Genomic DNA, 25,502 nt, shown 5'->3' on the forward strand with positions numbered 1-25,502 from the left:
CTGCTGGTTACCGCACTCACGGGTAACCAGCAGGCAAACGAATTTCTCGAGAACTAATTGAACGGAATGTTTGATCCGCTCCATGGAGTGCTCTACTGAAACAACGCCCGCACGATGTACCGGATCGCAGCACCGATGCCGCAGCGCCGTCCGGGCGGCTTGGAAAAAGTCACACGAAGCTACCCGAGGGCCCTATGGACCAACTGGCGTTGGCGGACACCCCGACCGCCCGATGCGCCTACTATCGACACACCTGCGACCTGCCCGCCGGAGTTCATCCGGAGATAGGCCGAATCGTCCTGCGCGCCGGATTCGTCGGCGCGATCACGATGCCCGCCGCGTTGGGGCAGAAGGTGCGCGACGATCTCGTCCATCGCCGAATAGCGTTGGGCCCGATCATCTCTCACGTCCGGTCCAAACGATGGACGTTCCTCACCCGGCCCGACTTACCCGACGACGTCCGCCTGTTCGCCGAGCTGTTCCGCCTGAACGTCTCGATCGTGCCGAGCGGCGGCGAGATCGCCCTGCCGTCCCCCGCGACGGCCGACGCCGACTACCGGCACTGGATCGTGCCTCCGGAGAACGGTTTCCGTCCCGCGGGCTCATCCATCGTCGATGCCGTGCGGTCCTGCACCAGAACGGTCAGGCGATGACCACCGGCGCGGTGCTTCCGGCGAAACATCAAGTGCTGCAAGCCTGCCGAGGCGAAATGCAGGAGAGCAACCCGCTGCTGCGTTGTGCGCACGAACTCACCACGTTGCACGAACGCAGGTTGAGCGCGGCACACGATGCGCTCGACGAGATAGACGCGTTGCGCGCGAGCCTGATTCGCGACATCGACCGGTGGATCACCGTGCAACTGCCCCCCGCCCACGGCGCGGCGCACGTGCACACCGAGACCGTCGGCGCGGTGATCGATCGCCTGGCCCAGTTCACCGCGAACGCCTACGCGGCGCTGGCCAGCGCTTCGGAATGGGATCTGTGGGACGCCTGGCAGCGTTTGGCCGAACTGGCCGTCGGCTACGACGACCTGGCCGCCGAGGTCTGCGCGGGCGTGCGCAGGCTGCCCGGCGCGTCTTAGGTTCCCGCGCGCGGCTCCCCATCCGTAGAGTCGAACGGATGGGGAGTCCGGACGACCACGACGAGAAGCTCGCCTTGCACGCCAGGAGAGCGAGTTCGTTCGGCGCGCACGCCGCCGCGTACGCCGAACACCGACCCGATTATCCGGCCGCGGCCATCCGCTGGGCGCTGGCCGCCGTCGCCCACCGGCAGCCGCCGACCGTCCTCGACCTCGGCGCAGGAACCGGCAAGCTGACCGAGGGCCTGCTCGAAGCAGGCGCCACCGTGATCGCCGTCGAGCCGGACGAGCACATGCGCGGTGAGTTGCACCGGCGCTTCCCGCACGTCACCGCCCACGCCGGTACGGCCGAAGACATTCCGCTCCCGGACGATTCCGTGGACGCGATAGTCGCCGGACAGGCGGTCCACTGGTTCGACTTGGACCGGTCCTATCCGGAGTTGCGCAGAGTCCTGCGGCCCGGCGGCGTTTTCGCCGCCCTGTGGAACACCGACGACAGCTCCGTGGACTGGGTCGCCGGGCTGAAAGCAGTGGCCGGATCCAGCGCGTCCACCGCACAGCCGCCGGGCGGCCGAGTGGTTCTACCCGCGCATCCGTTGTTCCGGGATCACGAGTTCGAGCGTTCGAGCTTCCCGCACCGGTATCGGCGCACCGCCGAGTCTTTGACCGCGACCATCGGCACGCAATCGCACACACTGGTCATCTCGCCCGAAGAGCGGGCCGAGGTGCTCGGTCGGATCATGGCCTATCTGCGCGAGAGGCCGGAGACGGCGGAGGGCGAGTTCGATCTGCCCATCGTCACCTTGGCACTGCGGACAATCCTGCGCCCCGCCGACTGAACGGCTACTTACGCATACGAAATAGCCAGGCCAGAGCGCCGCCCACCCTGCAACGAAGCCCTCGATGCAGGCGGAATCGCAGCGAACTGCGGAGTGCGCCAAGTCGATTCGAGTAGCGGCCTACTCACGTCAACCTCGCCTGCGCGGCCATACGCTGACGGCATCGTTCAGAACAGTCCCGAAACCCAAGGAGAAGTAACCGTTCCACCCCGCACGGGCACCGACCGGGCCCACCGCTTCGGCTCGACACGAAGGACGCGGGCGCAAGGAACGACGTCACCGATCCAGCGCACGCTGGGTATCGCCCGGGGCGTGTCGGCGCATGGTGTCGGCACGCGGAGACGCGGCGAGATCGACCAGGGCATCCTGGCGTCGGTGCGGCTCGTTTCCTCGCCGCGCAGTGTGACCGAACCGAACCGTCCGACGGCCCGCCCGCTACTCCGGACGCAGTGTCAGGATCCGGGGTCCGTCCTCCGTGACGGCGACCGTGTGCTCCCAATGTGCCGCACGACTGCCGTCCACGGTGACCACGGTCCAGTCGTCGTCGAGCACCTTCGTCTGGGTGGTGCCGAGCGTGAGCATCGGCTCGATCGCCAGCACCGAGCCCACCACCAGCCTCGGGCCCTTACCCGGCTCCCCCTCGTTGGCGAGGAAGGGATCGAGGTGCATCTCGCGCCCGATGGCATGCCCGCCGTAGCCGTCGACGATGCCGTAGGCGCGCCCGTGCTCCTTCTCCGCCGCCCGGGTACCGAGCTCGATGGCGTGGGAGACGTCGGTCAGCCGGTTGTCGGGCAGCATCGCCGCGATGCCGGCCTCCATCGACGACTTGGTCGCCGCACTGAGCAACCGATCGGCCTCGATGATCGTGCCGACGCCGAAGGTCCAGGCCGAATCACCGTGCCAACCGTCGAGAATCGCGCCACAGTCGATGGAGACCAGGTCGCCCTCGGCGAGGATTTCCTCGGCCGTGGGAATCCCGTGGACAACACGGTCGTTCACCGATGCGCAGATGGACGCGGGAAAGCCGTGGTAGCCCTTGAAGGAGGGCACCGCGCCTGCATCCCGGATCACCTGCTCGGCGACCTCGTCCAGTTCCAGGGTGGACACCCCGGGCTTGGCAGCGGCGCGCACGGCCACCAAGGCGCGGCCGACGATCGCGCCTGCCGCCGCCATGGCATCCAGTTCGCCTGCCGTCCGGAACGGCACGACCTTCTTCTTGCGGTTGAAGACCATCCGGCCTCAGCGCTCCATCGTCGACCGGCTCAGTGACCCAGCGCGCGCAGCGCCCGCGCGTTGACGTCGTCGACCTCGCCGACGCCGTCCACCGAGACGACCAGGCCGTCGTAGTGATCGAGCAGCGGCTCGGTCTCCTCGCGGTACACCCGCAGCCGGTTGCGGATCACGCTCTCGTTGTCGTCGGCGCGGCCGCGCGCGAGCATCCGCTCCACCACGGTGTCCTCGGGCACGACGAACCGCAGCACCGCGTCGAGCTTGGTGTTCATGTCCTTGAGGATCTTCTCCAGCGCGTCGGCCTGATCGACCGTGCGCGGGTATCCGTCCAGGACGAAGCCGTTGACGGCGTCGGGCTCGTTGACCCGCGCCTCCACCATGCGATTGGTCACGTCGCTCGGCACCAGGTCGCCCGCGTCGAGGTACTTCTGCGCCTCGCGGCCGAGCGGGGTCTGCTGGCTGATGTTCGCGCGGAACAGGTCCCCGGTGGAGATGTGCGGAACGCCCAGCTTCTCCGACAGCAGGACGGCCTGGGTGCCTTTACCGGCGCCCGGCGGACCGAGCAGTACAACTCTCACTTGAGGAACCCTTCGTAATTTCGATTCATCAGCTGGCTCTCGATCTGCTTCACGGTGTCCAAACCGACGCTCACCATGATCAGCACCGCGGTACCGCCGAACGGAAGGTTCTGCGTACCGCCGGAGGCGCCGATGTCGAGGAACAGGTTCGGCAGCACCGCCACCAGACCGAGATAGATCGAGCCGGGCAGGGTGATGCGGCTCAGGACGAAGTTGAGGTAGTCGGCGGTCGGCTTGCCGGGACGGTAGCCCGGGATGAAGCCGCCGAACTTCTTCATCTCGTCGGCGCGCTCCTCCGGGTTGAAGGTGATCGCGACGTAGAAGTAGGTGAAGAACACGATCAAACTGAAGTAGATCGCGATGTACACCGGGTTGCCCGGATTCACCAGGTATTTCTGGATGATCTCCTGCCACCAGCTCGGATTCTGGTTGTTCTGCGACCCGGTCAGCTGCGCGATCAGGTTCGGCAGATACAGCAGCGACGAGGCGAAGATGACCGGGATGACACCCGCCTGGTTCACCTTCAGCGGCAGGTAGGTCGAGGAGCCGCCGTACATCTTCCGGCCGACCACGCGCTTGGCGTACTGGACCGGGATCCGGCGCTGGCCCTGCTCGACGAAGATCACCGCGGTGATGATCGCCAGCGCGGCGACGCACACCAGACCGAAGACCAGACCGCCCCGGCTGTCCAGGATCGCCTTGCCCTCGCTCGGGATGCGGGCGGCGATGCCCGCGAAGATCAGCAGGGACATGCCGTTGCCGATGCCGCGCTCGGTGATCTGCTCGCCGAACCACATCACCAGCGCCGCGCCCGCGGTCATCACGAGCACGATGATGATCATGCCGAAGATGCTGGTGTCGGCCAGGATGTCCTTCTGGCAGCCCTGCAGCAGCTGGCGGCGGGCCGCGAGCGCGACCAGACCGGTGGCCTGCAGGATCGCCAAGGCGATCGACAGGTATCTGGTGTACTGCGTCATCTTGGTCTGGCCGGATTGGCCTTCCTTGCGCAGTTCCTCGAACCGCGGGATGACGACGGTGAGCAGCTGGATGATGATGCTCGCGGTGATGTAGGGCATGATGCCGATCGCGAAGACCGACAGCTGCAGCAGCGCACCACCGGAGAACAGGTTGATCAGCTGGTAGATGCCGCCGGACTCACCGCCGGAGACCAGGTCGATGCACTCCTGGACCGCCTTGTAGTCGACGCCGGGGGACGGCAGCGAGGCACCGAGCCGGTACAACGCGATCAACCCCAGCGTGAAGAGAATCTTCCGCCGTAAGTCCGGAGTCCGGAAGGCCGATACGAAGGCGGAAAGCACTGATCCTCCTGGCGAACGACATGGTCATGACATGGATGTTCAGCGATGTCCCTGCTCGACACTGATGGGACGCCGAAAACCACGACGAGGCTTGGGCAGACAACAATTGAACTCTAACAGTGGCACCGGACGAGCTGCTCACTCGTCCGGCGCCGCTGTCATGCAGAGTACCGTCAGCCCAGCTCGGTGACGGTGCCACCGGCGGCGGTGATCTTCTCCTTCGCCGCGCCGGTGACCTTGTCCGCGGTCACCTGGACCGCGACGCCGATCTCACCATCGCCGAGGACCTTGACCAGCTGGTTCTTGCGAACCGCGCCTGCGGCCACCAGCTCGGCCTTGCCGACCTCGCCGCCCTCCGGGAACAGCTTCGCGATCTTGCCGACGTTCACGACCTGGTATTCCGTGCGGAACGGGTTCGTGAAGCCCTTCAGCTTGGGCAGCCGCATGTGGATCGGCATCTGCCCGCCCTCGAAGGCGGCGGGGACGTTCTTGCGCGCCTTGGTGCCCTTGGTACCACGGCCCGCGGTCTTGCCCTTGGAGCCCTCACCGCGACCGACACGGATCTTCTCGGTCTTGGCGCCGGGAGCCGGACGCAGGTGATGCAACTTGATGGTCATGTCAGACCTCCTCAACGGTCACGAGGTGGCGCACGACGTTGATCAGCCCGCGGTTCTGGGCGTTGTCCTCGCGGACCACGGTCTTGCGGATACCGCGCAGACCGAGGGTCCGAAGGCTGTCCCGCTGATTCTTCTTGGCGCCGATCGAGCTCTTGATCTGGGTCACCTTGAGATCTGCCATTACTTGACACCTCCGGCAGCCTGGGCGCGCGCACGCAGCATGCCCGCAGGGGCGACGTCCTCGAGCGGCAGGCCACGGCGGGCCGCGACCTCTTCCGGACGCTGCAGCTGCTTGAGGGCGGTGACAGTCGCGTGCACGACGTTGATGGCGTTGTCGCTACCGAGCGACTTCGCCAGAATGTCGTGGATACCGGCGCATTCCAGCACGGCACGGGCCGCGCCGCCCGCGATCACACCGGTACCGGGCGAAGCCGGACGCAGCATGACCACACCGGCGGCCGCCTCACCCTGAACCGGGTGCGTGATGGTGGAGCCGATCATCGGGACGCGGAAGAAGTTCTTGCGAGCCTCTTCGACGCCCTTCTGGATGGCCGCGGGAACTTCCTTGGCCTTGCCGTAGCCGACGCCGACCAGGCCGTTGCCGTCACCGACGATCACGAGGGCGGTGAAGCTGAAGCGCCGACCACCCTTCACGACCTTGGAGACGCGGTTGATCGCGACGACCCGCTCGAGCTGGTTCTTCTCCGCGGCGTTGTCGCGACGGTCGCCACCGCCCCGACGGTCGCCGCCACCGCGACGGTCGCCGCGGCCGCCCTCGGGGGCGCTGCCATTCTGTCCGGCGGGTCCGCTTCCGCCGTCACGCCTCTGACGTCCCGGCATCAGACGTTCCTTCCGTTCATGATCAGCTGAACGCTCAGCTGTGTTTCCTGGATGCTTCGCAGGCTACGCATCAGAATTTCAACCCACCTTCGCGAGCGGCGTCGGCCAGTGCGGCGATCCGGCCGTGGTAGTCGTGCCCACCACGGTCGAACACGACGGCCTCGATACCGGCGGCCTTGGCACGCTCGGCCAGCAGGGCGCCGACCTTCTTGCTCTTGGCCGACTTGTCGCCGTCCAGCGCACGCACGTCGGCCTCGATGGTCGACGCGGCGGCGATGGTCTTGCCGACCGAGTCGTCGACCAGCTGCGCGTGCAGGTGCCGCGAGGAGCGGTTGACCACCAGGCGCGGGCGCTCGGTGGTGCCGGCGACCTTCTTGCGCAGGCGGAGGTGACGGCGCACCTTCGACAGGCGACGCTGGGTCGCCACGTCCTTGCCCAGGGGGATGCGCTTGGCCTTCTGGTTTTCGGTTTGCGCCATGATCACTTACCCGTCTTTCCGACCTTGCGGCGAACGACCTCGCCGGCGTAGCGGATGCCCTTGCCCTTGTACGGGTCGGGCTTGCGCAGGCCGTGGATGACCGCCGAAATCTGGCCGACCTTCTGCTTGTCGATCCCGGACACGGAGAACTTGGTGGGCGACTCCACCGCGAACGTGATGCCCTCGGGAGCCTCGATCGGCACCGGGTGGCTGTAGCCGAGGGCGAACTCGAGGTTCTGGCCCTTCAGCGCGACGCGGTAACCGACGCCGAAGATTTCCATCTTCTTCTCGTAGCCCTGGGTCACACCGACGATCATGTTCGACACGAGGGTGCGGGTCAGGCCGTGCAGCGCGCGGCTGCGGCGCTCGTCGTCCGGGCGGGCGACCTCGAGCTGGCCGTCCTCGCCCTTGGCGACGGTGATCGGCTCGGCGACGGTGAGCGACAGGGTGCCCTTGGGCCCCTTCACCGAGACGTCCTGGCCGTCGATGGTGACATCCACGCCCGCAGGGACGGCGATGGGCTTCTTACCAATACGCGACATAGTCCTGCTCCCTTACCAGACGTAAGCGAGGACTTCGCCGCCCACGCCCTGCTTGGCCGCCTGCTTGTCGGTGAGCAGGCCGGAGGACGTGGAGATGATCGCCACGCCGAGGCCGCCGAGCACCTTGGGCAGGTTGGTGGATTTCGCGTACACGCGCAGACCGGGCTTCGAGACACGGCGCACGCCGGCGAGGCTGCGCTCACGGCTCGGGCCGTACTTGAGGTCGACGATGAGCGTCTTGCCCACCTGTGCGTCCTCGGTCCGGTAGTCGGCGATGTAACCCTCGCGCTTGAGGATCTCGGCGATGTTCGCCTTGAGCTTCGAGTGCGGAGCCTTCACCTGATCGTGGTACGCCGAGTTGGCGTTGCGCAGACGTGTCAGGAAGTCTGCGATCGGATCAGTCATGGTCATGGTTCGACCTAGACACCTTTCTCGCCGCGGTTCCCATGCAGCGCCGCCATGCGCATCGGCATGTCCAGCGGTGGGCCTACGACAATTCGGATGGTCCGGCCGACCCTTGCCGACCGGAGGAGGTTCGATCACCCGGGCGCACGCATGCGGGCATGGAGGTGCCCAGGCAACCGCTCTAGTGTAGGCAAGGGGTTCACCGGGGCAAAATCGGGGTCGGTGAGGTGCCCGCTTCGCTGGACTCATGACCAGCGGAAATAGCCCTTAGCCGGGCTAACATGGGCCTATGTCGAGCCCAGGCGTCGAACGACCCGACCTTCCGGAGTCCATGACCTGGGAGGAGCTAGAGCAGCTACCCGAGGAGATCGCCGGACAGATCGAACTCCGCAACGGGCGCGTCGTCTGGCGACAGCGGGGACCCGCCGAATATCAAGCGTTCACATTCGCGCTGACCAGCGCACTCAAGCGCTGCGCCCGCGATGGCATGGCCGAGCAGCCACAAAGCTGGTGGCGCGTCGACTTCGAAACCAACGTCTTCTTCGGCAAGACCGGCAAGTCGGACTTCGCCACCCCCGACGTCCTCGTCTACCGCCGCCTCGATACCCCCTACCAGGACATCCGCGCCGATGACGTACTGCTTGTCGGCCACATCAGTTCTCCGGCGAACATCGCAATCGATCCGCACGAGGAGCAGCGGCGATACGCCGATGGGGGCATCCCCTGGTATTGGGAGGTGACGCTCGCGCGTAAGAAGAGGGCCATCGCGACAGTCCGCGCGTACGCCCTGGAAACCGTCCACGGCGAGCTCCCACCCGGCGTACGCCCGCTCTATCCGACGAACTATCTCCTGATCGACGAATGGTCACCGAACGATTCCGACGCCATCACCATCGACTTCCCGTTCCCCATCCACATCCCCTGGTCGGAGTTGGAGTTCTGACACGGATGGACGCTGCCTGAGTTCCAGACCCCGGCATATATGCCACAATACTCATATGCCCCTCAAGCGCACGATGGTTTACGCCGACGCTGAAGATTTAGCCGTCATCAAAGAAGCCGCTGCACGGAGTGATGTCAGTGAGGCGGAGATCATCCGTAATGCAATCCATCTGGCCGCGATGCGGGTGCGCCGCCGATCCGAACCATTGCGTTTGAGGCGTTTCGCGAGCGGCGATCCCACTCTGGCCGAACGCGTCGACGACATCCTCGCCGACAACTTCGGCGACGACGCAGACCGCCGGTGACATCGGACTTCGAGCGACCGGGAATCGTTTTCGCCGACACTTCCGGACTCATCGCCGCATTCGACACCTCGTCACCGGACAGCGACGGCGCCTTTCGGGTACTCGAACACGCTGGGCTCGTGGTCCTGTCGCCCCTGGTTCTCGCCGAGGTCGACCACGTCGCACGCCGGGAACTCGGTCCGCGCGTCTCCACGGAGATGATCGAAGATCTCACCGCCCAGGCGCGTACCGAGCACTTCGAAGTCGCTGTGGTGACTGCCGACGTTCTCGAGCAGGCCAACGCCGTCCGCAGGCTCTATCCCGACCTGCGTCTGGATCTCGCGGACGCCGTGACAGTCGCCCTGGCCGCCGACTACGAGACCAACGAAGTCCTCACACTCGACCGGAGGGACTTCCGCGCGGTGACCCCGCTCACCGAGCACAAATCCTTCCGCGTACTACCGGACGATCTATAGCTGCACGGACCGCCCCTGGCTCAACCCTCCCGCGCACTCGACGCCCACAGTTTTGACTCACGAGTGGCACACCACTGCGCCATCAGCCGAGTAAGCCTCTCGATGGTGCGCCACTCGCGGTCCCATTCACACGGGGGTGGTTGTGCCCGGGTCGAGGATTGGTCCGCAGCTTGGGATGCGCCCGTCTTCACGGTTGCAAGTAGAGGCGCTCGCACGGCAAACGCGGCAGCCCGGCGGTACCGCCAGGTACAACGATGAGGTCGGCAGCAGCGCGCACCGAACGCCACTCCTTGATGAACCGCACGGCTGCGGTATGGCAAGCGGCGAAGTCGAGACTCAGGCCGCCGAGCAGCACGCGCAGGTGGACATCGGGCTCCTCCGGGCGCGGGGTGGTCATGCCCTCTCCCGCGACTCGGCGGCGGCAGGCGCGGGCTCCGTGTTGCGCGGAATTTTCGGACGCGCTCGACCGGCGGCTACCGCGTCCACCATGGCGTTGAACCCGTCCCAGTGCCGGACGTGGTGGAGCACCTGGTCCTCGGTGATTCCGCCGGGTTGCCGTTCCTCTCGGCGGCAGCGCACGAAATCCGCGGTGAGCAGGCTGACCAGCTCGTCGTAGGAGTAATGCATCTCCTCGGCGTCCGCAGCAGGCCGGTGACACGCCGTTTCGAGCAAGTCTTCCACATATCGGTCGATGGCCCAGATATGCAGGTCCATCAAATATGCCAAACGCTGGCTCATCGGATGGCCGAGCTTGCGGGTCTCGTAATGCCGGACCCACACGCCGAGCAGCCCCACGGCCGACACCATCAGCGCATCCGCCGGCGAGGTGCGGGCGTTGAAGATATCGAAGAAGGCACGGGTGTCCGGCAGGCGCAGCACATGAATCCGGTTTTCTTTCGGAGGAATTCGCGAGTCGGATGTCACCGAACTCCCCTCGCCGACGTGGACACTCCGGGGAAACCGAACGCGGACAGGTTGATCGCTCTCGGCGGAAGGCATCGGCTGATCGCCGCGACCACCACCATCGCCGAGGGGCGGAAACCGTCCCGAGGCGCCTCGACCCAATGCCGTACCGCAGGTGGGCGATCAGTCGGCGACGGCAACGCGATCACCCGACCGTGGGCGTAGACCGTGACACCAGCCCGATACAACTGGGCGAACACGGCGGTCGAGTCCGGAAGATCGGGACGCACGAGAAAGACCCAGCAGCCCGACCTCGGGTACGACACGATCGGTCCGGTAGCGCTTCCCCGCCGCCGCAGTTCCTCGCGGACCTCGTGGCCGAGATACGCCGCCATCCCCAATCCCCACACGCTCCCAGCCGGGACCGTGATGCGTCCGGTGTGCGGGTCCACGCCAGCGGCGAGTCCGCCGATACGGCGGTAGTACGCGCACCTGGTGGTGGGGGTGTCTCGAAAGGAGCCTTCCTGCATGGTGTTCCCCTGCCGTCGAATGAGTCCGATGTGCGCCTATCGCGGATCGCTCGCCGCTTCCGAACCGACAAATCCCTGTTCAGCGGCCCGGCGCAGGCACAGCACACCAGCCGGGCAGGGCCCACTTCGACCTGATTCGCGTATTCCCGACAACTTCGCCGAAAGCCCTGGACGGCATCGAACTTCGGTGTATCAATGGATGCAGTTCAGACCGTGTGCTGGATTCATTCACCTGGGGGAAAGCCGATGACCGAAGTCGAGTCGCCGACGCTGCTGCGCCGCCAGCTCGGCAGATTCCTGCGCGAGGCGCGTGAGGGCTGCGGCCTGACGATCGCCATCGCCGCGAAGGAAGTTCAACTCAGCTTCAACGGGTTACAACGCCTGGAAACCGGACGAGCGGTGAAACCACGCCGCCAGGACGTGCGCGAACTGTGCATGCTCTACGAGGTGACCGCCGAGCAGACCGAACAGGCGGTGGGACTGGCGTCGCGCGCGGCGACGGCGCGAGACGAGGACGGCATCACGCCGCTCGGCGGACTGTTCTCGGATGCTTTCAACATGTACGTCGGGATGGAACGGTCGGCTCAGCGGCTCACTTCTTATGCGGTGCAGGTCCCTGGATTGCTGCAAACCGCCGAGTATGCCCGCGCACTGATCGGCGCTTTTCTGCACGACGGTCCTCACGAGGAGATCGAGCAACGAGTGCGTCTTCGCCTCAACAGGCAAGTGGCGGTCACCCGCAAGACCCGCCCGGTGGACCTTCACGTGCTTCTCGATGAATCAGCGGTCTACCGGGTGGTCGGCGGGCCGAAGGTGATGGCCGCACAACATCGGTACCTAGCCGATGTCAGCACCCGGCCGAACGTCACTCTGCGAATCCACCCGTACTCGGCCGGATACACGCGCGGCATCTTGCACGGCTCGTTCGTGCTCCTGGACTTCGGCACGGACAGCAGAGGAAGACCGATCGAACCTCCGGTGGTCTACCTCGACGGCGGGATGAGCAGTGATCTCTACCTGGAAAGGCCCGAATTGGTACAGCGTTACACTGAAATGGCCGACGCCATCCGACAGACGGCCCTGGACGAGAAGACCACGCGCGATCTGCTCCGCCGGGCAGCAAGGAGTTTTGACGGTGACCGCTGACCTATCCGGAGCGCGCTGGTTCAAGAGCAGCTTCAGCGAATCCAACGGCCAATGCGTAGAGATCGCCCACCTGACCAACGGCACAGTCGGCATGCGCGACTCCAAAAACCCGACCGGCCCCGCCCTGACCTTCACCCCCACCGCCTGGGACACCTTCCTGTCCGCAACCAAAAACGGCCACTTCCCTTACAGCTGAATCCCTTCGAGACCAGCCGCACCCCGCCGCCGGGCTGGACACTCCCCAACACGCCAACGAATCCACCCCGGCAATCAGCGGCCCCGCCGACGCCCACGAGTGGCACATGGCTGCGGCAAAACACGAGCAGACCTCTCACTGGCGTGCCACTCGCGGGACCTGCAACCGAAGAAGAAGCCGCAACCCACCTTCTCACGCATGCAAGTAGGGATCGTCCGCCCAAGGATCGCCATAGTTCTCGTACGGATCGCCCAGGTCCCGCAACCGCCGTCTGCCACTTTCGGTTATTCTCGCCCGGAAGATCTCACTGGAGCCGATCTCGCTCTCAGCGATGCTCAGGTATCCGGGCACCCCGTTATAACCATCGGAGATCCGCCTGATCGCTTCCTCCGCACCGACATTCCAGGGCTCCCACCCCTTGCCATCTCCAGGAAGGGCTCCGAACTCGATGTAATCCTTCGTTCGCCAATTCTTCGATAACACGGAGCACATAACTGCGCGAGTATTCTTGCGCTGCGATTTTTTCAATCGGCCCGTCGAACTCTCCGATCGGAGCCCAATCGTCCGCTACATTGCATAGAAGGAAGTTCTCCAGCTTCTCGTCATAGCAAGTGCACACCGCACAACCCCGGGTGAAAATTCCGACTCTTCATTTGTCCATGAGTTCACGCAGATTATTCAGACCTACAGCAGCGTCACGCGACAACCTGGACTTATCGATAGCCAAAGCATTGCGAAGCACAGGAAATTCCTCAAAATTATCGAGCTCGCTCAGCATATAAGCAGTGTAGTCGATATCAGGATCATTTCGGCGCCGACCCAGTTCGGCTAGAACCTCGAGCAATCCGTCTTCCCCGCCAGCGCGAACGAGTTGCTCGGCAGCGTCGACTCGCATGGTCACGATCTCGTCCTCGAGCATTATCTGTTGGAGCCGTTGTCGCGCACTGCTGAAGTGGATATACCGCCCGAGGTCAGGAATTGCTTCGATTCTCACAGCGGGATCACCACTGCGGGAGCGCGCCAATATCGACGACAGTTCGGTATCGACATCACCTGTATCCACTATGGAATCTCCTCGGGTAGCGCAGCCCGGACATTGTTTCTATCGGTGCGAGCGAATATCTCGCCGGTCTCCGGTTTCACATACTTCTGAATTTCGACGACATGAGGTGTTGGAATGGTTTGCCCCGTCGCCTTGTTGTAATGGGAATCGCCAGTCAAATCGACCCGCTTCGTCGCGACTCCGTCACTGTCATAGTACGAATAGTTCGTTATATTACCCTGGGGATCGCGTTTGACCAAGTATCCATTCGGCGGCCCATTCTGGGTTGGCAGATTTCCTCCGGTCCAAGTCTGCGCGTTGTCGAGTTCGTTCTTGAGCGACTTCGCCGGAGGCCTTTTTGCGTCGTCAGCCTTCCTCCGCAATCGATCACGCAGATCGGTGACTACCTTCCTGGCTTTGACAACGGCGTCTTTCGCTTCTTGTCTGACGCCCGCGATCTGGAGCGCCTTGCGCGCACGCCAGGCGACGATGCCGTCTTTGATCTTTCCGGCCCACTTCTGCACCGTGAGCAGCGCCTTTCCTGCGGTGACCGCTCCCGCTCCGAAGCTGATCAGAGAGAGGCCGATGGTGATCGCGGCGTCGATGGCGAGATCGGTGGCGAGCGACTTCAAGAAGCCCTCGATCTCGGCGCGGAGTTCGGTCAGCGCGTCTTTGTAGGCGAGGCAGGACTGGCTGGTCTGGGTGCAGGCGGTCAGCAGTTGGTCGATGGAGTTGGCCAGGGATTTGAGGTCGTCTCGAATATGGCCCGCGTCGTCGGCGGTCACACTGTCGAACAGACTCGCCGCGATCGTGATCTTGTCGCGGGCGTTCGTGTTCTGATAGATCGTGCCGAGACGGTCCCACGCGTCGGCCGCCTTGGCGAGCTTTCCGGTGTCGCCGTCGGGAACGGGAATGCCGATGTGGCTGATGATATTGATGCCCTTGTCGACGATCCCTTGACCAGGGCCACCAGCCGAAGCCGGGACCGAGAACGGGCCGAACACAGGCATTCCCGGGTCCGTGGGCCGGTCCGGCTGCGGTGCGCCCTTCATGGTGGCGTTCGCTTGCGCGTGCGTGAACCCGATGTCGTTGAGGGCGCTGCCGTACGCGTACAGCGTGGAGTGGACGTCCTGGAAGAATCCCACCGCTTCGTAGGCGGAGGTGTTGTACGAGCGCGCCCACTCCTGGCCGTTCTCGTCCACACCCGCCATCGATCCGCATTCGGACAGCTCCGCGAAGATGTACAGAAAGCTGTCCCGCAGCGCGGATGCGGCGTCGAAGCAGTTGATGGCCGCTTGGTAGTAAGCCTTCGGATCGACAGCCAGAGCCGTCATACCCCGAGGATCCTCAATCCCTCGGCGACAGCACCGGTATAGCCGTCGTGGGCGAGCTTCACGGCCTCCTCCAAAGCAGTGAGCCCTTCTCGGATATCCGTAGCGCCCCTCAGCCATTCGCCGTGCGCCTCACGGTAGGCCGCCATTGCCGCACCGGCCGACGCGGCATCGACCTCCTTGACTTTCTGGTCGATCGCCGCAAGCTGATCGGAAAGCAACCCCGCGAAGCCTCGAATTCTGGCGGCCAAGTTTTCGAGCTTGTCGAGATCGACCGAAAACGCCTGTTCATCGGACATACGGTCCCCCTCAGGGCAGATCGAGCGAGCTGACGCCCGCCGCGAATGATTGATCGGCGCCGCGCACGGTGTCCGCGGTGATCCCCAGCTTCTCCGCCAACTCGAACAACGCATCCCACACCCGCACCGCACCCTGATGGAACTCTTCCCACCCGGCCGCGAAAGCGCCTGCGTTACTACCGGTCCAGCTTCCCAGCATGTCCCGGACATCGGTCTCCAGCGCCGAGTACCCGTCCCGGCATTGTGTGGCGACATCGAACGCCAAGCGTCCCAACGCCTTGACCTCAGCGGTATCGATCGACAGTGATGGCTGTTCCCCCGCCACGCCTCTGCCCTCTCTACCAGCGAATGATTCAATCGAATGTACCCGAGTCGCGCTGCGGCCGTCACTGATCGGATGTGGCATCCGCCAACACGAAGAGGGGATCTTCCGCGTCACCGATGACACGATCGACATCGCCGCCGCCGACGGCAGCTCCATCGCGAGCGTTCCGCGCGCGCTTACGTTCGACCAGCACGTGATCACGTTGGAGCCGCGTGTGGACGTCAACGGCACCACGCTGGTCGCCGATGTCTCCGCCCAGGAGGTCGGCTATTGGCGCAAGACCTCGCCACGGCAGCGCAGCATCGAGGCGGGCATCGCGATGGGCGGTCTGATCGGCGGCGTCGGCGGCACCATTGTCGGCCTCGTCGTCGGCATCGCCGCGGGTGGACTGCTGCTTCCGATCAGCCTGCCGGTGAGCCTGATCGTCGGTGTAATCGGCGGCATGGCGGTCGGCGGTGCTGCGGGCGCGTCGATTCCCAACTCCGATGTTCCCGACCAGTGGGACTACCAGGAGGAGTGCCACAACAGCGGGCCGTACCGCTACTGCTGGTAGTTTGCGGCGGCAGTCGATGGGGGGCCGAAGGTCGAAGTCGGCCCTCTTCGCAACACACCAGCACCACAACGGCCGAGCTGATCCCCGCTACTCGCAGCAGGATTCGGCACATGTTCTTGGTCCTGATCCAGCAGCCCGCTCACGGCCTCTGGCACCGGCTGCTTTTGGTCGACCTGGCGCCGCCGACCTTCACCCCTCCGCACCGGCGACATCGCCGCCAACTCGACTGATCACGCGTCCGGCTGGAGTATCGAATTGCTGCGCGACGCCCATACGCACAGGTAGACCGAGGACGCACTGAACGATATCAACACGTGGGCCGGGAGCAGTGCGTCTCGATGGGCCGAAACGAGAGCTTCCCGCAGTCGCCCGAGGCGACGGCTGGGTCGGCGAAAACATTGCTTTCAGTTTGCCGAGATCTCATTTCGAACCCAATTACCGTGTCGCTCAATCGGTTCCACGTTGTGGACAATCTCACAAGGTTTGCCTTGACGGTCGCGCGATCGCTACCAATAGTGCGTTCACATCACACGAAACGACGTTCGATTCGTCCACGTGGGGGTGTCGGGGGTCGGGGAGGAGAATGAATTCAATGGTCTATCGCGCTGCAATTCGGGTCGGTCGGAAGGCGCTCATCGGTGCGCTGCCGCTGGCCGTGGCGACTACGTTCGCCGGTGCCGGAGCCGCATCGGCCACCAACTACGCCGAGCAGCAGGCGCAGCTGGCGCAGGCGATTTCTACGTCGGGCACGTCCGCGGACATCGGCTACCGCACCACGGTCGCGCCGGACCTGCGCAGCGTGTCCGCCACGCTGGACGCGGGCACGTTTCAGCTCGGCGATGCCTCGATCAAGGTCGTGGACAAGGCCGGCGCGGCGGTCACCGAGCTTCCGCGCACGCTGGCCACGCCGTCCGGTACCACCATCGCCCTGGATGCCAAGGTGTCCGAAGACGGCCGCACGCTGTCGGTGACGACACCTGAGGTCTCGGCGGCGACGGGCGCGGAACTGAAGGACATCGCGACCAATCCGGGCGCGCAGTACCCGGATCCGGTCATGAACGGTGCGGCCGCGGGCGCGGGCGTCGGTGCGGTCGCCGCCCTTATCACCTGCATTCCGACCCTGGCGATCTTCGTGGTCGGTTACGCGCTGTGCGCCGTGGTCGGCGTGGTGACCACCGCCATCCTGGGTGCCGTGGTCGGCGCGGTCGTGGGTACGGTCGCGCCGGATGTCATTCCGCAGGTGCTGCCCTGACAATCAGCGATTGATCTGCTGAGGTGAAACGCGAAAGGCGCTGCGGCGGACACGATCCGCCGCAGCGCCTTGCTTCTGGTCGTCCATGGTTCGCTACTTGGCGCACGCTCGGTGGTCACACAGCCGCGCGGGCTCTGTCGCGTCCGCGATTACCGGTGACCTCAGGGCTGACATCGGTCGAGGAGGTCGCCAGATGCCTCTTCCGGCAACCTGTCGGTGTGACCGCGTTCGGCGTGCCATACGCCCAGCTGCGGAGTCAACGGGAGATCACATCGGGTACACCGGATGCTTGCGCGGGTTGAACTCCGGCTTGACCGGCGGCTTGTCCCGCAACAGGCGTAGCGCGTTCCGGATCTCCAGACGGGTCCGCGACGGTTCGATGACCGCGTCGATGTAGCCGCGTTCGGCGGCGATCCACGGGGTGGCGATCGTCTCGTTGTACTGGTTGATCATGAACTCGCGCGCCGCTGCCCGATGCTCCTCGGGCACCGCCGCCAATTGCCGCTTGCCGATGAGGTCGACCGCGCTCTCGGCGCCGATGACCGCGATCCGGGCCGTCGGCCAGGCGAAACTGATATCGGCGCCCACCTGTCGGGCCGCCATCATGCCGTAGGCGCCACCGTAAGACTTGCGCACGACCAGGTTGATGATCGGGACCGTCGCCTCGATGATCGCGCGCGGTACCCGCCCGCCGCGGATGATCACACCGTTGGCTTCCTGCTCGAGGCCCGGCAGCACGCCCGGGGTGTCCGCGACGAACACCAGCGGGATATTGAACGCGTCGCAGAGCCGGATGAAGTAGGTCGACTTGTCCGAGCAGGCGGCGTCGATGGAACCGCCCAGCACCAGCGGCTGATTGGCGATCACACCGACCGGATAACCGTCGACCCTGGCGAACCCGGTGATCAGATTCGGGGCGAACGCGGCGCGGATCTCGTGGAATTCACCGTCGTCGAAAATCCGCAGCAGGATCTCGTGCATGTCGTAACCGGCGCGATCGGAATCCGGGATGATTGTATCGAGCTCCCGGTCGGTAGCAGTGATCTCCGGCTCCAGGCCGGGGTTCACGATCGGCGGCTGCTCGAGACAGCTCGTCGGCATGTAGCTCAGGTAGTTGCGCGCCCACTCGTAGGCTTCCTGCTCGGTGTCGGCCACGTGATGCAGGGTGCCGCGTTTGGCTTGGACCTCGGCGCCCCCGAGCTCCTCGGCGGTGATGTCCTCACCGTTGACGGCTTTGATCACCTCCGGCCCGGTGACGAACATGTAGGAATCCTTGGTGCCGATGAGCACGTCGGTGTTGATCGGCCCGTACACCGAACCCGCCGCGCACTTGCCGAGAATGATCGACACCTGCGGCACATACCCGGACAGTTTCTCCAACACCCGCGAAATATCACCGAACGAAGCGATCGAACCCACCGCGTCCTGGATACGCGCACCGCCGGAATCATTGATCGTCACCACCGGGCATGCGTTGTCGAACGCGAGTTGCAGCGCCCGCATGAACTTTCGGGCGGACGTGATACCGACCGACCCGCCGTACACGGTCTGATCGTGGGCGATCACCACCACCGGACGGCCCCCGATCAGGCCGCGACCGGTGACCAGCCCGTCACCGTAGAGAGCATCCGGTCGGTCGGGCTGACGAGCCAACGCACCGGTCTCGATGAATGTCCCGGGGTCGAGCAGCATGTTCACACGCTGGCGAACGCTCGGAACGCCCTTCTTCTCCCGCTTGGCGACACCGGCCTCACCCGCCGGTTCCGCAGCAATCGTCAGGATCTTGACCAGTTCCTCGAGCTTCGCCTCGGTACCTGTCACGCTCGCCGCCACCTTCCGAACCAACTGTTGTGCCCCCGCGACGTTAAGCGTTATCGACACAAAACGTGTCATCGAACTGGATATCCCGGACAAATCACAGCCGAGGTCGGCCACACATCAGATCCTCGACAGTCAGGGGAACGAAGGACTGGCAAGACGCCGTTGCATGGCGATGATCGTTTCGGGCGATTCGAAGGCACGGTCGCGGCGGCCGACGGTGAGCCGGCGCAGGATTCCACCTTCGGTCGAACACTCGACGGCGGCGTCAGCGGCGGGAAACCGCGTCCGATCAGTGTTGCCGCGGTGTAAGCGCCTCCATGAAAGGCGAGGGCACGGACTCAGTATGAGTCCGTGCCCTCGGCGTCTTGCTATTCAAGTGCGCTCACGAGGAGCGCGAGCTCACCAGGAGCTCTTGTGCACGCCGGGCAGCTCGCCGCGGTGCGCCATCTCGCGCAGGCACACGCGGCAGAGGCCGAACTTGCGGTAGACCGCGTGGGGGCGGGCGCAGCGCTGGCAGCGGGTGTAGGCGCGGACAGCGAACTTCGGCTTGGCGTTGGCCTTGTTGACCAGTGCTTTCTTAGCCATGTGCTCAGTTCTCCTTGAACGGGAAGCCGAGGTGCTTGAGCAGGGCACGGCCTTCTTCGTTGTTGGTCGCGGTGGTCACCACGGTGATGTCCATACCACGCGGGCGGTCGATCTTGTCGACGTCGATCTCGTGGAACATCGACTGCTCGCTCAGGCCGAACGTGTAGTTGCCGTTGCCGTCGAACTGCTTCGGCGACAGGCCGCGGAAGTCGCGGATACGCGGCAGCGCGATGGAGACCAGGCGGTCCAGGAACTCCCACATCCGGTCGCCGCGCAGGGTGACCTTGGCGCCGATCGGCATGCCCTCACGCAGCTTGAACTGCGCGATGGACTTGGTCGCCTTGCGGATCTGCGGCTTCTGACCGGTGATCAGGGCCAGGTCCTCGACGGCGCCGTTGATCAGCTTCGCGTCGCGGGCGGCGTCGCCGACACCCATGTTGACGACGACCTTCACCACGCCGGGGATCTGCATCACATTGGCGTAGCCGAATTCCTTGTTCAGCGCGTCCTTGATCTCTTCGCGGTAGCGCTGCTTCAGCCGGGGCTGCACTTTTTCGGTCGTGGTCATGTCAGATGTCCTTCCCGTTCTTACGGGAGATCCGGACCCGCTTGCCGCTCTCCTCGTCGGTCCGGTAGCCGACGCGGGCCGGCTTGCCGTCGGAGTCGACGACCATCACGTTGGAGACGTGGATGGGGGCTTCCTGGGTCACGATGCCGCCCGAGGAGGCGCCGCGCTGGTTGGCGGAGTTCGCGACGTGCTTCTTGATCCGGTTCACGCCCTCGACGAGAACCCGGTTCTCCTTCGGGTAGGCCTGGATGACCTTGCCCTTGGCACCCTTGTCCTTGCCCGAGATGACGAGCACGGTGTCGCCCTTGTGCACCTTCATGTCAGAGCACCTCCGGGGCCAGCGAGACGATCTTCATGAACTTCTTGTCGCGCAGCTCGCGCCCGACCGGGCCGAAGATGCGGGTGCCGCGCGGGTCGTTGTCCGCCTTGATGAGCACGGCCGCGTTCTCGTCGAAACGGATGTAGGAACCGTCCGGACGGCGGCGCTCCTTGGTGGTGCGCACGACGACGGCCTTGACGACGTCACCCCGCTTCACGTTGCCGCCGGGGATGGCGTCCTTGACGGTAGCGACGATGATGTCGCCGATACCGGCATAGCGACGCGACGAACCGCCGAGAACGCGGATGCAAAGGATCTCCTTCGCGCCCGTGTTGTCGGCGACGCGCAGTCGCGACTCCTGCTGAATCACTTCAGCGTCCTCCTTGACCTGGACGTATGTGCACGCCGGATTGCCGACCCGACGGGCATGGTCGGTTGCCCTCCGGACGCGCGCCTGCCAGCGGTTTTCTCGGTTCGAGCCAGAAACGCGGAACCAACCTCTGGGGGTTCACTGCCGGATTGCGGGCACAGCTCCCGCAGGCAACCGGTCTAGTGTAGGGGAATCCGCAGGTCGTTCCCAAATCGGGGCCACGCGCCGCTACCCGTTCCCCAATCCCGGCCGGTCCGGCGCGGCGCCGGTAGCCTCGTGTCCTGCAAGGCTGCCTTCGTACATCAGCGGCACCGCCGCGTCGGGGAGAGGATTCTCGTGACATCTACCGGTCGGCCAGCGAAGCTGGATCGTCGTGCCTTCCTGATCGCCCTCGGAGCCGTCCCGGCCGCCGCAGCGCTGGTCGCGTGCTCGGACGACGCCGAACCCGCGAGCCGCACGCTCACCGGCGTGGATCTCAGCGGAGCGGACGAGGCGATCCGGCCCCAGGACGACCTGTACCGGCACGTCAACGGGAAGTGGCTGCGGGAGTACCAACTGCCGCCGGACAAGGTCAGCTACGGCTCGGGCAGCGAGGCGGGCGAACGCACCGAGCAGCAGTTGCGGGAGATCATCGACGGCATCAAAGACCCGAAGCCCGGCTCGGAAGAACAGCAGATCAGGGATCTCTACGACGCCAGGGTGGACTGGGACGAGATCGAACGGCTCGGCATGACGCCGCTGGCGCCGCTGCTGGCCAAGATCGACGGCGCGGCCACCAAGCCGGAGTTGGCCAAGGTGATGGCCGAGCTGCCGATCAGCGGGCTGATCGGCATCAGCATCGCCGTCGACCGGAAGAATTCCAACGCCTACCTCCCGTGGGTCGGCCAATCCGGCCTCGGACTCGGCGAGCAGTACTACCGGAAGCCGGAGTACGCGGAGGTGCTCACGCAGTACCGGGTGTTCCTCGAACGCATCGCGGCCGCCGCGGGCTTCCCCGATCCGGCGGGTATGGCTCAGCGGGTATTCGACCTGGAGAGACGGATCGCCCCCGGGCACTGGGACAACGTCCGCACCCGCGACGTCGACGCGACCTACAACGTCTACAGCTGGGCGGACATGACCGCCCTCGCCCCCGGGTTCGACTGGGATCCGTGGCTGGCCGGTAACACCGATCGTCCCCGTGAGCTGTTCGCGACCATGGTGGTGGGCCAACCGTCCTACCTCACGACGGCGGGACAGTTGTGGTCGGAAGTCGATATCGCCACGTGGCGTGACTACCTGAAGCTCAGTGTGCTGCGGGAGTTCGCGCCCTACTTGCCCCGGGCCGTCAACGACGCGAATTTCGAGTTCAAGGGCAAGATCCTCAACGGGCAGGACGAGCGCCCGGAACGCTGGAAGTACGGCGTGAGCATCGTCGACGACAAGCTGGGCGAGCAGCTCGGGAAATTGTATGTCGCCAAGCACTTTCCGCCGGAGGCCAAGGAACGGGCCAAGGAAATGCTCGACGACGTGATCGCGGCCTACCGCGAGAACTTCACCAATTCGACCTGGATGTCCCCCGCCACCAGGGCCGCGTCGCTGGCGAAGCTGGACAAGATCGATCCGAAGATCGGCTATCCGGACAAGTGGGTCGACTACTCGAAGCTGAAGATCACCAAGGGCAAGCTCATCGAATCACTGCTCGCCATCAACGAATTCGAGACCAAGCGCGCATTCGCCAAACTCGGCAAGCCGGTCGACAAGACCGAATGGGGCATGTCGCCGCAGACGGTGAACGCTTACTACTTGGCGACCTCCAATCAGATCGTCTTCCCCGCCGCCTACCTCCAGCCGCCGTTCTTCGACAAGGACGCCCTGCCCGCCGTCAACTACGGCGCGGTCGGGTCCACCATCGGGCACGAGATCGGCCACGGCTTCGACGACCAGGGCTCCAAGTACGACGGTGACGGCAATCGCCGCGACTGGTGGACGCCGGAGGACCGCGCCGCGTTCGACGCCAAGGCGAAGCAGCTGGTCGACCAGTACAACGCGCTCGTCCCGGAGGGCCTGGAGCCGAACCAGCACGTCAACGGCGAACTCACCGTCGGCGAGAACCTCGCCGATCTGCGCGGACTCCAGATCACCCTGGCCGCCTTCCGCATCGCCGAGAAGCGCAGGGGCATCGACAATCCCGACTACCGCACCATGTTCCTGTCCTGGGCCCGCAGCTGGCGCGAGAAGCAGACCAAGGAACTCACCGTCCGCTACCTCGGCATCGATACCCACTCCCCCAACGAATTCCGCTGCAATCAGGTCGTGCGCAACCTCGACGAGTTCTACAAGACCTTCGATGTGAAGGAAGGCGACAAGTTGTACATGCCGCCCGATCAGCGAGTGACCTTCTGAGCCTTCCGATCGCGCATTCGAGCCCGTCCTTCGTGGCGGGCTCGATCGCTATGCGGACCGGAGCAGGCCGTCGATGAGCGCGGCGAGGCCGAGGTCGTAGGTGTCGCGGGCGGCGAGGGAGAGGTAGTCGGAGCCGAGTGCGGCGAGGCGAGGGTAGGTCTCGGCGTCGAGGTCGGCGAAAACCTGTGCGCGGAAGGTGGGACGGTCCTCCGCGGCCCGGCGGGCGGATCGGGCGCGCACGATGAGGTCGCCCGCCGTGTAGTGCCAGATGACGCGGTACGCCTGGGCGGCGCGGTCCAGCGGCAGGCCGCCCGCGACGAATCCGTCGACGATGGATTCGCTGACCCACAGCGCCGAGACGCCCAGAAGATCGTCCGCGGCGAGGATGTCCACGATCCACGGCCGCGCGGCGAGAGCGTCGCGCATGGCGCGCGCCGCGACGCGCACGCGGTCGCGGGGTTCCTCCGGCAGGTCCGGCCAGACCACCTGGTCGGCGTACTCGTTGAGCAGTAGCCGCAGTAGGTCTTCTTTGTCCCGGACGTGGTGGTAGAGCGCCATCGGCGTGCAGCCGAGTTCGGCGGCGAGGCGGCGCATGGTCAGTTTCGCCACGCCCTCGGCCTCGATCACCGAGTTGGCCGCCGCGAGGATCTCCGTGCGGGAGATACGCGCGGGGCGACCGGTGCGCTGTGGTTGCGACGAACTCGGCATGGGTCCATCTTCACTCATCCGCCGCATCGGATGTGGACACGGGGCGGCTCGCACGGTTACTTTTTATACATGTATAAAAACTCTCATGGGCGGCCGGCCTTCGCCTTGACGGCGGTGGCCGTCGCGCAGTTCATGGTCGCGCTGGACCTGGCGGTGGTGAATGTCGCGCTGCCTGCCATCCGCGCGGATCTGGGCTTCGCTCCGGTCGATCTGGCCTGGGTGGTGCACGTCTACGCGCTGACCTTCGGCGGGTTCCTGCTGTTGGGCGGAAAGGCGTGCGATCTGTTCGGGCGGCGCAGGTTGTTCACCACCGGGCTTGTCGTGTTCGGCATCGCCTCCCTGGCGGGCGGGTTCGCGCAGGAGCCCTGGCAACTCGTCGCCGCGCGGGCAGTCCAGGGTCTGGCCGCGGCGGCCGTGGCTCCCGCCGCGCTGGCCACATTGACCACGACGTTTCCGGAAGGTCCCGCCCGGGTGCGAGCGCTCGGCGTATGGAGCGCGGTGAACGCGGCGGGCGGCGCGATCGGCGTGCTGGTGGGCGGATTGCTGACCGAGTACGCCAACTGGCGCTGGGTGATGCTGATCAACGTTCCGATCGTGGTGATCGCGTCGGTCGCGGCGGTGGCCGGTGTGGCGGCCGATCGAGTGAGCGGCCGAGCGCGGATCGACGTGCCCGGCGCTGTCCTCGCCACCGGCGGAATCGGTTTGCTGGTCGTGGGCGTGGTGCGGACCGAACACTACGGCTGGCTCTCCGCCGCCACGGCCGTGACCCTCGGGTCCGGGGTGGTGCTGCTCGCGGCTTTTCTCGCGGTGGAGGCACGGACATCGACGCCTTTGGTGCGGCTCGGGCTGTTCGGCAACCGCTGGGTGGCGGGCGCGAATCTCTTCGTATTCTTCGCCGCGGCCGGGCAGTTCAGCGCGTTCTATTTCCTGTCGCTGTACCAGCAGCAGGTGCTGGCCATGAGCGCGGGCGCGGCGGGTGCGGCTTTCGTGCCCTTCTCCCTCAGCGTCATCGTCGGCACTGTGGTGGCCACCCGCTTGGGCGGGCGGCGCTCCCCGAAAGCGGCGCTCGTTCTCGGCGGGGCGCTGACCACGGCCGGGATCGGCTGGTTCGCCTTCATCAGCGTCGACGGCAGCTTCGTCGCCGATGTCCTCGGCCCTTCGCTGCTCGGCGGCTTCGGTCTCGGGCTGTGCCTGGCTCCGGTGGCCGCCGCGGCGACCATGGGCGTCGCGCCGCAGGAAGCGGGAATGGCTTCCGGCGTGTTCAACAGCGCGCGGCAGCTCGGCGGGTGTGTCGGGGTAGCCGCGCTCGCCACGGTCGCGGCGGCGCGCACCGGCGACAGCACCGCGCCCGCGGCGCTGAACAGCGGTTACGCGCTCGCGTTGTGCTGCGCGGCGGGACTTTTCGCCGTGGCGAGCGTCGTTGCCGCGACTGTGCTGCCGAGGACGAGCCGGGTGAGTCCCACGGCCGGAGCGGACCTGATGCGGCCGGAAGCCGAAATGTCCGCAGCGCGCCCATGAAGAGCGAAATACCGCCTGCGAGC

The 25,502-nt window shown here is 65.4% G+C and carries 34 protein-coding genes; 12 read left to right on the forward strand and 22 right to left on the reverse strand.

What is annotated here, in order from left to right:
- Nucleotides 1-194 precede the first annotated feature (194 nt).
- From U3653_RS16975 to U3653_RS16985, 3 genes are read left to right on the forward strand one after another with little or no spacing between them, the layout of a single operon-like run.
- On the forward strand, nucleotides 195-653 hold the full coding sequence (locus U3653_RS16975; protein WP_195080388.1) for a DNA-directed RNA polymerase subunit beta: 459 nt from the start codon (nucleotides 195-197) through the stop codon (nucleotides 651-653).
- Nucleotides 650-1,081 (forward strand): DUF4254 domain-containing protein, encoded by a 432-nt coding sequence (locus U3653_RS16980; protein ID WP_195080387.1) that lies wholly within the window; start codon nucleotides 650-652, stop codon nucleotides 1,079-1,081. Before U3653_RS16975 ends, U3653_RS16980 begins: the two co-directional genes overlap by 4 nt.
- A gap of 38 nt (nucleotides 1,082-1,119) precedes the next feature.
- Nucleotides 1,120-1,917: a class I SAM-dependent methyltransferase gene (locus tag U3653_RS16985; RefSeq protein WP_195080386.1), complete on the forward strand. Its 798-nt coding sequence runs from the start codon at nucleotides 1,120-1,122 to the stop codon at nucleotides 1,915-1,917.
- 435 nt (nucleotides 1,918-2,352) lie between these two features.
- Here U3653_RS16985 and map read toward each other — a convergent pair whose 3' ends face one another.
- The 9 genes from map to rpsH form a co-directional block, all read right to left on the reverse strand.
- Nucleotides 2,353-3,150, reverse strand: a complete 798-nt coding sequence (gene map / locus U3653_RS16990; protein WP_195080385.1) for a type I methionyl aminopeptidase — start codon at nucleotides 3,148-3,150, stop codon at nucleotides 2,353-2,355.
- A gap of 29 nt (nucleotides 3,151-3,179) precedes the next feature.
- Entirely contained in the window at nucleotides 3,180-3,725 is a 546-nt protein-coding gene (locus tag U3653_RS16995; protein WP_067807905.1) for an adenylate kinase, read from the reverse strand.
- Nucleotides 3,722-5,044, reverse strand: a complete 1,323-nt coding sequence (secY, locus tag U3653_RS17000) for a preprotein translocase subunit SecY (protein WP_195045194.1) — start codon at nucleotides 5,042-5,044, stop codon at nucleotides 3,722-3,724. Before secY ends, U3653_RS16995 begins: the two co-directional genes overlap by 4 nt.
- Nucleotides 5,045-5,217: 173 nt before the next feature.
- On the reverse strand, nucleotides 5,218-5,661 hold the full coding sequence (rplO, locus tag U3653_RS17005) for a 50S ribosomal protein L15 (protein ID WP_039795561.1): 444 nt from the start codon (nucleotides 5,659-5,661) through the stop codon (nucleotides 5,218-5,220).
- A 1-nt stretch (nucleotide 5,662) separates the two neighbouring features.
- Nucleotides 5,663-5,842, reverse strand: a complete 180-nt coding sequence (gene rpmD / locus U3653_RS17010; RefSeq protein ID WP_039795559.1) for a 50S ribosomal protein L30 — start codon at nucleotides 5,840-5,842, stop codon at nucleotides 5,663-5,665.
- Nucleotides 5,842-6,501, reverse strand: coding sequence for a 30S ribosomal protein S5 (rpsE, locus tag U3653_RS17015; RefSeq protein ID WP_039795557.1), 660 nt, complete (start codon nucleotides 6,499-6,501; stop codon nucleotides 5,842-5,844). The genes rpmD and rpsE overlap by 1 nt, the downstream gene beginning before the upstream one ends.
- A gap of 70 nt (nucleotides 6,502-6,571) precedes the next feature.
- Nucleotides 6,572-6,979, reverse strand: coding sequence for a 50S ribosomal protein L18 (gene rplR, locus U3653_RS17020; RefSeq protein ID WP_323124516.1), 408 nt, complete (start codon nucleotides 6,977-6,979; stop codon nucleotides 6,572-6,574).
- Nucleotides 6,980-6,981: 2 nt separating this feature from the next.
- Entirely contained in the window at nucleotides 6,982-7,521 is a 540-nt protein-coding gene (gene rplF, locus U3653_RS17025; protein ID WP_067807914.1) for a 50S ribosomal protein L6, read from the reverse strand.
- A 12-nt stretch (nucleotides 7,522-7,533) separates the two neighbouring features.
- The gene (rpsH, locus tag U3653_RS17030) at nucleotides 7,534-7,932 is read right to left on the reverse strand and encodes a 30S ribosomal protein S8 (RefSeq protein WP_039795549.1); all 399 of its coding nucleotides are present in this window, start codon (nucleotides 7,930-7,932) and stop codon (nucleotides 7,534-7,536) included.
- A 325-nt stretch (nucleotides 7,933-8,257) separates the two neighbouring features.
- Here rpsH and U3653_RS17035 point away from each other — a divergent pair, with 325 nt between their 5' ends.
- The 3 genes from U3653_RS17035 to U3653_RS17045 are packed head-to-tail and all read left to right on the forward strand — an operon-like array spanning nucleotide 8,258 to nucleotide 9,628.
- Nucleotides 8,258-8,869 (forward strand): Uma2 family endonuclease, encoded by a 612-nt coding sequence (locus tag U3653_RS17035; RefSeq protein ID WP_323124517.1) that lies wholly within the window; start codon nucleotides 8,258-8,260, stop codon nucleotides 8,867-8,869.
- 55 nt (nucleotides 8,870-8,924) lie between these two features.
- Nucleotides 8,925-9,173 (forward strand): ribbon-helix-helix domain-containing protein, encoded by a 249-nt coding sequence (locus U3653_RS17040; protein WP_195080383.1) that lies wholly within the window; start codon nucleotides 8,925-8,927, stop codon nucleotides 9,171-9,173.
- Entirely contained in the window at nucleotides 9,170-9,628 is a 459-nt protein-coding gene (locus tag U3653_RS17045; RefSeq protein ID WP_323124518.1) for a type II toxin-antitoxin system VapC family toxin, read from the forward strand. Before U3653_RS17040 ends, U3653_RS17045 begins: the two co-directional genes overlap by 4 nt.
- Before the next feature lie 187 nt (nucleotides 9,629-9,815).
- On the opposite strand, the gene U3653_RS17050 is transcribed toward U3653_RS17045, so the two are convergent.
- Complete coding sequence (locus U3653_RS17050; RefSeq protein ID WP_195080382.1) at nucleotides 9,816-10,025, reverse strand: hypothetical protein; 210 nt, start codon at nucleotides 10,023-10,025, stop codon at nucleotides 9,816-9,818.
- Nucleotides 10,022-10,552 carry a hypothetical protein gene (locus tag U3653_RS17055; protein WP_195080381.1) on the reverse strand — a complete coding sequence of 177 codons (531 nt, stop codon included), beginning with the start codon at nucleotides 10,550-10,552 and terminating at the stop codon, nucleotides 10,022-10,024. The genes U3653_RS17050 and U3653_RS17055 overlap by 4 nt, the downstream gene beginning before the upstream one ends.
- A 755-nt stretch (nucleotides 10,553-11,307) precedes the next feature.
- On the opposite strand from U3653_RS17055, the gene U3653_RS17060 reads away from it, so the two are divergent.
- Nucleotides 11,308-12,207 (forward strand): helix-turn-helix domain-containing protein, encoded by a 900-nt coding sequence (locus tag U3653_RS17060; protein WP_195080380.1) that lies wholly within the window; start codon nucleotides 11,308-11,310, stop codon nucleotides 12,205-12,207.
- Nucleotides 12,197-12,403: a DUF397 domain-containing protein gene (locus tag U3653_RS17065; protein ID WP_195080379.1), complete on the forward strand. Its 207-nt coding sequence runs from the start codon at nucleotides 12,197-12,199 to the stop codon at nucleotides 12,401-12,403. The genes U3653_RS17060 and U3653_RS17065 overlap by 11 nt, the downstream gene beginning before the upstream one ends.
- A 649-nt stretch (nucleotides 12,404-13,052) precedes the next feature.
- Here the strand turns inward: U3653_RS17065 and U3653_RS17070 are convergent.
- The 5 genes from U3653_RS17070 to U3653_RS17090 all read right to left on the reverse strand — a co-directional run bounded on the left by U3653_RS17070 (nucleotide 13,053) and on the right by U3653_RS17090 (nucleotide 15,593).
- The gene (locus U3653_RS17070) at nucleotides 13,053-13,466 is read right to left on the reverse strand and encodes a hypothetical protein (protein WP_195080378.1); all 414 of its coding nucleotides are present in this window, start codon (nucleotides 13,464-13,466) and stop codon (nucleotides 13,053-13,055) included.
- Entirely contained in the window at nucleotides 13,466-14,779 is a 1,314-nt protein-coding gene (locus U3653_RS17075) for a polymorphic toxin type 24 domain-containing protein (protein ID WP_195080377.1), read from the reverse strand. Before U3653_RS17075 ends, U3653_RS17070 begins: the two co-directional genes overlap by 1 nt.
- Complete coding sequence (locus U3653_RS17080; protein WP_195080376.1) at nucleotides 14,776-15,075, reverse strand: WXG100 family type VII secretion target; 300 nt, start codon at nucleotides 15,073-15,075, stop codon at nucleotides 14,776-14,778. The genes U3653_RS17075 and U3653_RS17080 overlap by 4 nt, the downstream gene beginning before the upstream one ends.
- A 10-nt stretch (nucleotides 15,076-15,085) precedes the next feature.
- Nucleotides 15,086-15,400: a WXG100 family type VII secretion target gene (locus U3653_RS17085; RefSeq protein ID WP_195080375.1), complete on the reverse strand. Its 315-nt coding sequence runs from the start codon at nucleotides 15,398-15,400 to the stop codon at nucleotides 15,086-15,088.
- A 61-nt stretch (nucleotides 15,401-15,461) separates the two neighbouring features.
- Nucleotides 15,462-15,593 carry a hypothetical protein gene (locus U3653_RS17090; RefSeq protein WP_323124519.1) on the reverse strand — a complete coding sequence of 44 codons (132 nt, stop codon included), beginning with the start codon at nucleotides 15,591-15,593 and terminating at the stop codon, nucleotides 15,462-15,464.
- Between U3653_RS17090 and U3653_RS17095 the strand changes: the two genes are divergently transcribed.
- Nucleotides 15,555-15,953, forward strand: coding sequence for a hypothetical protein (locus U3653_RS17095; RefSeq protein ID WP_494338308.1), 399 nt, complete (start codon nucleotides 15,555-15,557; stop codon nucleotides 15,951-15,953). The two genes, U3653_RS17090 and U3653_RS17095, sit on opposite strands and share 39 nt — an antisense overlap.
- A 592-nt stretch (nucleotides 15,954-16,545) precedes the next feature.
- A complete protein-coding gene (locus tag U3653_RS17100) occupies nucleotides 16,546-17,205 on the forward strand; it encodes a DUF8020 domain-containing protein (protein ID WP_195080373.1) in 660 nt (219 codons plus the stop codon).
- A 267-nt stretch (nucleotides 17,206-17,472) separates the two neighbouring features.
- Here the strand turns inward: U3653_RS17100 and U3653_RS17105 are convergent, their stop codons facing one another.
- The 5 genes from U3653_RS17105 to rplN form a co-directional block, all read right to left on the reverse strand.
- Nucleotides 17,473-19,026: an acyl-CoA carboxylase subunit beta gene (locus U3653_RS17105; RefSeq protein ID WP_195080372.1), complete on the reverse strand. Its 1,554-nt coding sequence runs from the start codon at nucleotides 19,024-19,026 to the stop codon at nucleotides 17,473-17,475.
- Between the two features lie 399 nt (nucleotides 19,027-19,425).
- A complete protein-coding gene (locus tag U3653_RS17110) occupies nucleotides 19,426-19,611 on the reverse strand; it encodes a type Z 30S ribosomal protein S14 (RefSeq protein ID WP_067807946.1) in 186 nt (61 codons plus the stop codon).
- 4 nt (nucleotides 19,612-19,615) lie between these two features.
- On the reverse strand, nucleotides 19,616-20,179 hold the full coding sequence (gene rplE, locus U3653_RS17115; RefSeq protein WP_067807951.1) for a 50S ribosomal protein L5: 564 nt from the start codon (nucleotides 20,177-20,179) through the stop codon (nucleotides 19,616-19,618).
- 1 nt (nucleotide 20,180) lies between these two features.
- Nucleotides 20,181-20,498, reverse strand: a complete 318-nt coding sequence (gene rplX, locus U3653_RS17120) for a 50S ribosomal protein L24 (protein ID WP_039795507.1) — start codon at nucleotides 20,496-20,498, stop codon at nucleotides 20,181-20,183.
- Between the two features lies 1 nt (nucleotide 20,499).
- A complete protein-coding gene (rplN, locus tag U3653_RS17125; protein ID WP_067807954.1) occupies nucleotides 20,500-20,868 on the reverse strand; it encodes a 50S ribosomal protein L14 in 369 nt (122 codons plus the stop codon).
- Between the two features lie 336 nt (nucleotides 20,869-21,204).
- Here rplN and U3653_RS17130 point away from each other — a divergent pair, with 336 nt between their 5' ends.
- Nucleotides 21,205-23,253: a M13 family metallopeptidase gene (locus tag U3653_RS17130; protein WP_323124520.1), complete on the forward strand. Its 2,049-nt coding sequence runs from the start codon at nucleotides 21,205-21,207 to the stop codon at nucleotides 23,251-23,253.
- Between the two features lie 48 nt (nucleotides 23,254-23,301).
- On the opposite strand, the gene U3653_RS17135 is transcribed toward U3653_RS17130, so the two are convergent.
- Nucleotides 23,302-23,979: a TetR/AcrR family transcriptional regulator gene (locus tag U3653_RS17135; RefSeq protein WP_323124521.1), complete on the reverse strand. Its 678-nt coding sequence runs from the start codon at nucleotides 23,977-23,979 to the stop codon at nucleotides 23,302-23,304.
- 51 nt (nucleotides 23,980-24,030) lie between these two features.
- On the opposite strand from U3653_RS17135, the gene U3653_RS17140 reads away from it, so the two are divergent.
- A complete protein-coding gene (locus U3653_RS17140; protein ID WP_195080371.1) occupies nucleotides 24,031-25,479 on the forward strand; it encodes an MFS transporter in 1,449 nt (482 codons plus the stop codon).
- The last annotated feature ends 23 nt before the right edge of the window (nucleotides 25,480-25,502 follow it).

It is taken from the genome of Nocardia implantans (assembly GCF_035544775.1).
GTDB classification, from domain to species: Bacteria; Actinomycetota; Actinomycetes; order Mycobacteriales; family Mycobacteriaceae; genus Nocardia; species Nocardia implantans.

Excerpts from the sequence above, each read along its gene's own strand:
- U3653_RS16975 (WP_195080388.1), top strand. The coding sequence starts at position 195 with ATGGACCAACTGGCGTTGGCGGACACCCCGACCGCCCGATGCGCCTAC.
- U3653_RS16980 (WP_195080387.1), top strand. The coding sequence starts at position 650 with ATGACCACCGGCGCGGTGCTTCCGGCGAAACATCAAGTGCTGCAAGCC.
- U3653_RS16985 (WP_195080386.1), top strand. The coding sequence starts at position 1,120 with ATGGGGAGTCCGGACGACCACGACGAGAAGCTCGCCTTGCACGCCAGG.
- map (WP_195080385.1), bottom strand. The coding sequence starts at position 3,150 with ATGGTCTTCAACCGCAAGAAGAAGGTCGTGCCGTTCCGGACGGCAGGC.
- rplO (WP_039795561.1), bottom strand. The coding sequence starts at position 5,661 with ATGACCATCAAGTTGCATCACCTGCGTCCGGCTCCCGGCGCCAAGACC.
- rpmD (WP_039795559.1), bottom strand. The coding sequence starts at position 5,842 with ATGGCAGATCTCAAGGTGACCCAGATCAAGAGCTCGATCGGCGCCAAG.
- rpsE (WP_039795557.1), bottom strand. The coding sequence starts at position 6,501 with ATGCCGGGACGTCAGAGGCGTGACGGCGGAAGCGGACCCGCCGGACAG.
- rplR (WP_323124516.1), bottom strand. The coding sequence starts at position 6,979 with ATGGCGCAAACCGAAAACCAGAAGGCCAAGCGCATCCCCCTGGGCAAG.
- rplF (WP_067807914.1), bottom strand. The coding sequence starts at position 7,521 with ATGTCGCGTATTGGTAAGAAGCCCATCGCCGTCCCTGCGGGCGTGGAT.
- rpsH (WP_039795549.1), bottom strand. The coding sequence starts at position 7,932 with ATGACCATGACTGATCCGATCGCAGACTTCCTGACACGTCTGCGCAAC.
- U3653_RS17035 (WP_323124517.1), top strand. The coding sequence starts at position 8,258 with ATGACCTGGGAGGAGCTAGAGCAGCTACCCGAGGAGATCGCCGGACAG.
- U3653_RS17040 (WP_195080383.1), top strand. The coding sequence starts at position 8,925 with ATGCCCCTCAAGCGCACGATGGTTTACGCCGACGCTGAAGATTTAGCC.
- U3653_RS17050 (WP_195080382.1), bottom strand. The coding sequence starts at position 10,025 with ATGACCACCCCGCGCCCGGAGGAGCCCGATGTCCACCTGCGCGTGCTG.
- U3653_RS17060 (WP_195080380.1), top strand. The coding sequence starts at position 11,308 with ATGACCGAAGTCGAGTCGCCGACGCTGCTGCGCCGCCAGCTCGGCAGA.
- U3653_RS17075 (WP_195080377.1), bottom strand. The coding sequence starts at position 14,779 with ATGACGGCTCTGGCTGTCGATCCGAAGGCTTACTACCAAGCGGCCATC.
- U3653_RS17080 (WP_195080376.1), bottom strand. The coding sequence starts at position 15,075 with ATGTCCGATGAACAGGCGTTTTCGGTCGATCTCGACAAGCTCGAAAAC.
- U3653_RS17100 (WP_195080373.1), top strand. The coding sequence starts at position 16,546 with ATGGTCTATCGCGCTGCAATTCGGGTCGGTCGGAAGGCGCTCATCGGT.
- U3653_RS17110 (WP_067807946.1), bottom strand. The coding sequence starts at position 19,611 with ATGGCTAAGAAAGCACTGGTCAACAAGGCCAACGCCAAGCCGAAGTTC.
- rplE (WP_067807951.1), bottom strand. The coding sequence starts at position 20,179 with ATGACCACGACCGAAAAAGTGCAGCCCCGGCTGAAGCAGCGCTACCGC.
- rplX (WP_039795507.1), bottom strand. The coding sequence starts at position 20,498 with ATGAAGGTGCACAAGGGCGACACCGTGCTCGTCATCTCGGGCAAGGAC.
- U3653_RS17135 (WP_323124521.1), bottom strand. The coding sequence starts at position 23,979 with ATGAGTGAAGATGGACCCATGCCGAGTTCGTCGCAACCACAGCGCACC.
- U3653_RS17140 (WP_195080371.1), top strand. The coding sequence starts at position 24,031 with ATGTATAAAAACTCTCATGGGCGGCCGGCCTTCGCCTTGACGGCGGTG.